General features: G+C 65.1%; 7 protein-coding genes. All 7 read left to right on the top strand.

Annotated elements, in window-relative coordinates:
• The coding region (locus BGN98_RS13630; RefSeq protein WP_288121685.1) for a hypothetical protein at positions 1-733 on the top strand (733 nt) is incomplete at its 5' end.
• Positions 730-1,137 (top strand): hypothetical protein, encoded by a 408-nt coding sequence (locus BGN98_RS13625; RefSeq protein ID WP_288121684.1) that lies wholly within the window; start codon positions 730-732, stop codon positions 1,135-1,137. The genes BGN98_RS13630 and BGN98_RS13625, both read left to right, overlap by 4 nt.
• Positions 1,124-2,491: a replication initiator gene (locus BGN98_RS13620; protein ID WP_353681713.1), complete on the top strand. Its 1,368-nt coding sequence runs from the start codon at positions 1,124-1,126 to the stop codon at positions 2,489-2,491. The genes BGN98_RS13625 and BGN98_RS13620 overlap by 14 nt, the downstream gene beginning before the upstream one ends.
• Entirely contained in the window at positions 2,488-2,730 is a 243-nt protein-coding gene (locus tag BGN98_RS13615; protein WP_288121682.1) for a helix-turn-helix transcriptional regulator, read from the top strand. The genes BGN98_RS13620 and BGN98_RS13615 overlap by 4 nt, the downstream gene beginning before the upstream one ends.
• Positions 2,720-3,841 (top strand): tyrosine-type recombinase/integrase, encoded by a 1,122-nt coding sequence (locus tag BGN98_RS13610; protein WP_288121681.1) that lies wholly within the window; start codon positions 2,720-2,722, stop codon positions 3,839-3,841. Before BGN98_RS13615 ends, BGN98_RS13610 begins: the two co-directional genes overlap by 11 nt.
• Positions 3,841-4,038, top strand: coding sequence for a hypothetical protein (locus tag BGN98_RS13605; protein WP_288121680.1), 198 nt, complete (start codon positions 3,841-3,843; stop codon positions 4,036-4,038). Before BGN98_RS13610 ends, BGN98_RS13605 begins: the two co-directional genes overlap by 1 nt.
• Before the next feature lie 94 nt (positions 4,039-4,132).
• The gene (locus BGN98_RS13600; RefSeq protein ID WP_288121679.1) at positions 4,133-4,750 is read left to right on the top strand and encodes a DUF7662 domain-containing protein; all 618 of its coding nucleotides are present in this window, start codon (positions 4,133-4,135) and stop codon (positions 4,748-4,750) included.
• Positions 4,751-4,802 lie beyond the last annotated feature (52 nt).

The raw sequence follows: 4,802 nt of genomic DNA, 5'->3' as shown, positions 1-4,802 counted from the left end.
CCTCGCCGAGCCGATCCACACCGGTCTGATCGAGGTGTGGGGGATCGACCGCAAGGGCGGGATGGAGCTGGCCCTCGGCCGTTCGCTTCTGTCGAGGTTCGCCGCGGACGCTGAGCGATCGGTGATCCTGCTCGAGGATGCGGTCGCCGCGATGCAGCAACGCGCGCAAGATCTTGCAGGGAGAACGCGACAGCACACGCCAAACATAGACAGCCCTACCGTCGTGGTCCTGATCGACGAACTCGCCGCCCTTACCGCTTACGAGACAGACCGCGACCTCCTTCGTCGCGCGAACGCAGCTCTTGCGACGTTGGCATCGCAGGGGCGTGCGGTGGGCTTCATCGTGTTCGCCTGCCTTCAAGATCCACGCAAGGAGACGCTGCCCGCCCGCGGCCTGTTCACTCAGACCGTCGGGCTCCGCCTTCGGGATCGGATGGAGACCGTAATGGTGCTCGGCGACGGCGCGGTGGCAGCGGGTGGCCGATGCCATGAGATCTCTCCTTCGACTCCCGGCGTCGCCTATGTGCTCCCCGAAGACGGCCGCCCGCCTGAGCGTGTCCGGGCGGGCCTCATCACCGACGACATGATTCGCGATGTCGCCTCGCGGTATGCCGCACCGCGGCATGTCCCGGTCGTCGTCCCTGAGCCGCCGTCGCCTGACGCACGCCCACCTCGTCCACCCCGAGCGCCGCGATCCTCGCGTCGCACCTCCCGAAAGGAAACTGCATCATGAATCGCATCTCTCTCGCCGCAGCACTCGTGGTCGGCGTGATCGCCCTCGCCGGCTGTTCGGACGTCGATCCGGGCGCGTCGCGGGAATCGGCCGATCCTTCCAGCAGTGCGATCGACCACTCCATCCCGTTCAACCTCGGCGAGAAATACGACGCGGCGACGGCATCCGTTCGCGCGCGCTACGACCTCCCGGTCGACGCGGACTACTACATCGAGCGCTACGGCGCGTGGGTGGCAAACGAGTCATGCACCGACGCGCAGGTTCTTGCCTGGCAGGAGCTGCGCCGCGCGACAGGGGAGACCGACGAGATCTGCCGTGTGGTCTACGAGTACAGCCTCGCGGGGACGGTCTACCCGATCGGTTGCGCAGCTCCCGTCATGGTGGTGAGCGATGAGGCTCGATGAGTCCGTTTCGCGGCGGCTCCGTAGCGAAGATTACGACCGCTGGATGCACAACGTCGCGTCGACTGGCTACTGTCACAACCCCGTGCGACTCGTCGGCGCCTCGACCACCTTTCACGAGGCGACCGGCGAGGTGTTGTCGGAGTACTCGTCGGCAAGTGAGCCTGACGGGATCACGTTCACCCGCTGCGGCAACCGCCGTGCAACGCGCTGCGAGTCGTGCAGCCACGAATACAAGGGCGACACCTGGCACATGATCATGGCCGGTGCCGCAGGCGGAATGAAGGAGGTGCCGGAGGAGGTCGCCGAGCATCCGATGGCATTTCTGACCCTTACTGCCCCCTCATTCGGCGCTGTGCACACAACCGCCATCGACCGCCGGTCAGGAACTTGCGAGCACGGGAATCCGAGAGGATGCCGCTGCCACCACGACGATGACGATCCGCGCCGCGGAGATGCCGTATGCGCCGAGTGCTACGACTACGTTGGTCACGTCGTCTGGCAGTACCACGCGCCTGAACTGTGGCGACGATTCACGATCGGGCTCAGACGTGAGTTGGCTCGTTCGCTGGGGCTGACTCAGCGCGCCGCTGCCCGCCTCGTGCGAGTGCAGTTCGCGAAGGTCGCCGAGTTTCAGCGCCGCGGGGTCGTTCATTTCCACGCGATCATCCGGCTCGACGGGATCGATCCGGAGCGACCCTTCCCGGCGCCTCCCGCCGGCGTGACCGCGGTTCACCTCATGGCCGCGATTCAAGCTGCTGCGCGCAAGACCCAAGTGACAGCGGGTCCGTTGCCGGGCGACGACGGCGGTCGGACGCTGACATGGGGCAAACAGTTCGATGTTCGTCCGATTGTGCGTCGAGAAGGACTTGACGGGGCGCTGTCCGACCGCGCGGTCGCTGCCTACATCGCGAAGTATGCGACCAAAGCCACAGAAGACCTCGAGCCGACGGGCGTGGGTCGCGACCACATCAGGAGCATCAAGGCCACCGTGCGCGAGCTGGCTGCAGTCGTGCACTCCGAAGGACCTTACGAGCAGCTCCATCGCTGGGACGGGATGCTCGGTTTCCGCGGCCACTTTTCAACCAAGTCGCGCCGTTACTCAGTCACGCTCGGTTCGCTCAGGGGCGCTCGGCGGACGTGGCGCATGAAGCACCTGCTCGCGAAGTCTAAGCCGGCCGAAGAGATCAGCACCGACGAAGTTCTCGTCATCGGCTCGTGGGCCTATGCAGGCATGGGTTGGCTGACAGACGGCGACAAAGCACTCGCGAGAGAGGCCGCTGATGCCGCGCGTCAGTGGCGTCAGCAGCGCGCCCGAGATCGCAATACCTCACCCTACGAAAGGAGCACATCGTGACCACCCACACGCTCGTCGATGAAGCCGGGGCGGAAGCTGTTGACCACCTCGACCACAACGAGTACCTAACGCGCCGCGAGGCCGCAGGGCTCTGCCGAGTGCCGCTGTCGACCTTCGACTCACTGCGACGGCAGAATCGCTTTCCGTTCCCGGACGCGCACATGGGCAAGCACATGCTCTGGCGAGCGTCGACTGTCGCGGCGTTCCTCGAGGCAGGCGGTACTCGCGGTGTCGACTAACCGGAGTGAGCGGATTGATCCCAAGACTCGCCGCCCCCTGCCTGAAGGCATTCGGTTTCGCACGGATCGTGGCAAGTACCAGGTTCGGGTCTGGGCGATCGGCCTAAATGGTGAACAACGCGAGCGGTCGACGTACGTTGCGACGCTTGCTGAGGCCAAGAAGCTGCGCGCCGAGACGCTCACTCGCCGACACCCCGACGGGGACATGACGCTCACACAGTGGCACTCACGGCACTGGTCGGTGATCGAGGGGAGCGTGCGAGCCTCGACCGCTCGGGCCTACGAGCGTGGCTGGCGGCTCCGGGTGAAGCCCTGGCTCGGACACGTGCGGCTTGAAAAACTCACTGCGGGTGTGGTCGAGGAGGCCATAGCCGGATGGGACGGGAGCGCGTCGACGCGGATCGATGCACTTGCCGTGCTGAGTCGGCTGCTTGATGGCGCTGTCCACGCACACCTCGTGCCGCTGAATCAGGCACGGCTTGCGCGGCGGCCGAGATCGGAGACTGCGACGAGCCTGCGCTCGCGCGCCCTCACAGCAGCGGAGGTGCCGACTCTGCTCGCGGCAATCGATGAGGCGCACTATCGGCGCTATATCGCCGCTCTCGTCTACACAGGGATGCGCGCCAACGAAGCGACCGCCCTGCGCCTGGAAGACGTCGACCTAGCGCACCGGACGATCCACGTTCGTCGGGCATTCAGCATCGGCGCAGACGGGCGCGGCGTTGAGTTGACCCCGAAGAGCCACAAGGAGCGGGACGTGCCGATTCCGACACCGCTCGTCGTGCCGCTGACTGAGGCGATGACGGGCAAGCACCGTGGCGACCTCGTCTTTACCGGACCTCGCGGGGGGCGGATCAATGCCTCGAACGTGCGCCGCGCGATCGATTGGAAGACGCTGCGCGCGAAGTTGCAGAGGGACGACCTCCGAATCCATGACCTACGTCACACGCTCGCGACGATGCTCTTCGATGCCGGCGCCTCAGCGAACGACGTGCAGGCTGTGCTCGGTCATTCGAGCATGCAGATGACCGAGCGCTACAGCCGGGCCCGATCCGACGTCGCCAAACGGGCTGCGGCTGCCATCGACTCACTGTTCGGGGAGGGAGAGTGATGGACGTTCACCCGAAGTTAGACCAGTTGCTTGCCAACCCCGAGTGCCACGCGATTCTCATCAATGCGTTGGGGGAGTATCGCAGTCTTCTCAATCGCAACGCTCTCGATTTCGCGGATGAGTTCGAGCTGGCTCACGTCGAGAGATGCCTCGCGCACGTGGACGCGCTGGACGAGGTCTTCCAGCGGTGGCCGTGAATCGGAGTACCAGATATCCGCGAACTGGCCGACTCGAAGCCCATACGAAGTGCGGTGCCCGTCTAGCACCCTCAGAGATCGAAAGGAACACACGATGTCGTCGCATGCTTCCGGCGAGATTTCTCGACTTGAGCGCGTCTATACGCCTCTCGGCGACTACCTGAGAGGGATAGCGCACGACCAGGATGCGGCGCTTTCCTTTGCCGATGTGGAGGCGCTGATCGGGCGGGACCTTCCCCCGCAGGCGCGGTCACGGATGATGTGGTGGGCATCCATCCCTCGCCAACCGCAGAGCCGAGCGTGGCTCCGTGCGGACCGTCGCGCTGAGGTCGATCAGTCGGCGGAGTCCGTCACGTTCGTCTGGGAGGTGTTCACGCGCGACAACCCGCTCGAACGGATTCAGAGCATCCGATCGAGTTGGCTCGGATACGCGCGCACCTCCCTGTCCTATCCACCGCGGGACGCGAACGATCCGCATGCGGAACTCGGCTGGTGGGAACCGCACGAGGTCTATCTGCTCCACCTGCCCTCGACTGGGCAGTTCAAGGTCGGCTTAACGCGAGTCAACAGCACCCGGATGGCGTCGGTAGGGGGAGCCAATGCGCAAGTGGTCGACAGGATCACGATGGCCAATCGGTGGGCTGCGCTCGGCCGCGTCCGTTTGAGTGGTGGTCTTTCGCTTCGTTGCGATGATCAGCTGTCGTTAGTTTAGGCGGCGGTGATCTCGGGGAGTATCACCGCCTCGTCGATGGTGGGGGTGGTCG

The organism is Microbacterium sp. 69-7 (genome assembly GCF_001897985.1).
Taxonomy (GTDB): Bacteria; Actinomycetota; Actinomycetes; order Actinomycetales; family Microbacteriaceae; genus Microbacterium; species Microbacterium laevaniformans.
This window is presented reverse-complemented; position numbering and strand designations above follow the sequence as displayed.

What these genes read in the sequence shown, in the direction of transcription:
- BGN98_RS13625 (WP_288121684.1), top strand. Translation starts at nt 730, where the DNA reads ATGAATCGCATCTCTCTCGCCGCAGCACTCGTGGTCGGCGTGATCGCC.
- BGN98_RS13605 (WP_288121680.1), top strand. Translation starts at nt 3,841, where the DNA reads ATGGACGTTCACCCGAAGTTAGACCAGTTGCTTGCCAACCCCGAGTGC.
- BGN98_RS13620 (WP_353681713.1), top strand. Translation starts at nt 1,124, where the DNA reads ATGAGGCTCGATGAGTCCGTTTCGCGGCGGCTCCGTAGCGAAGATTAC.
- BGN98_RS13600 (WP_288121679.1), top strand. Translation starts at nt 4,133, where the DNA reads ATGTCGTCGCATGCTTCCGGCGAGATTTCTCGACTTGAGCGCGTCTAT.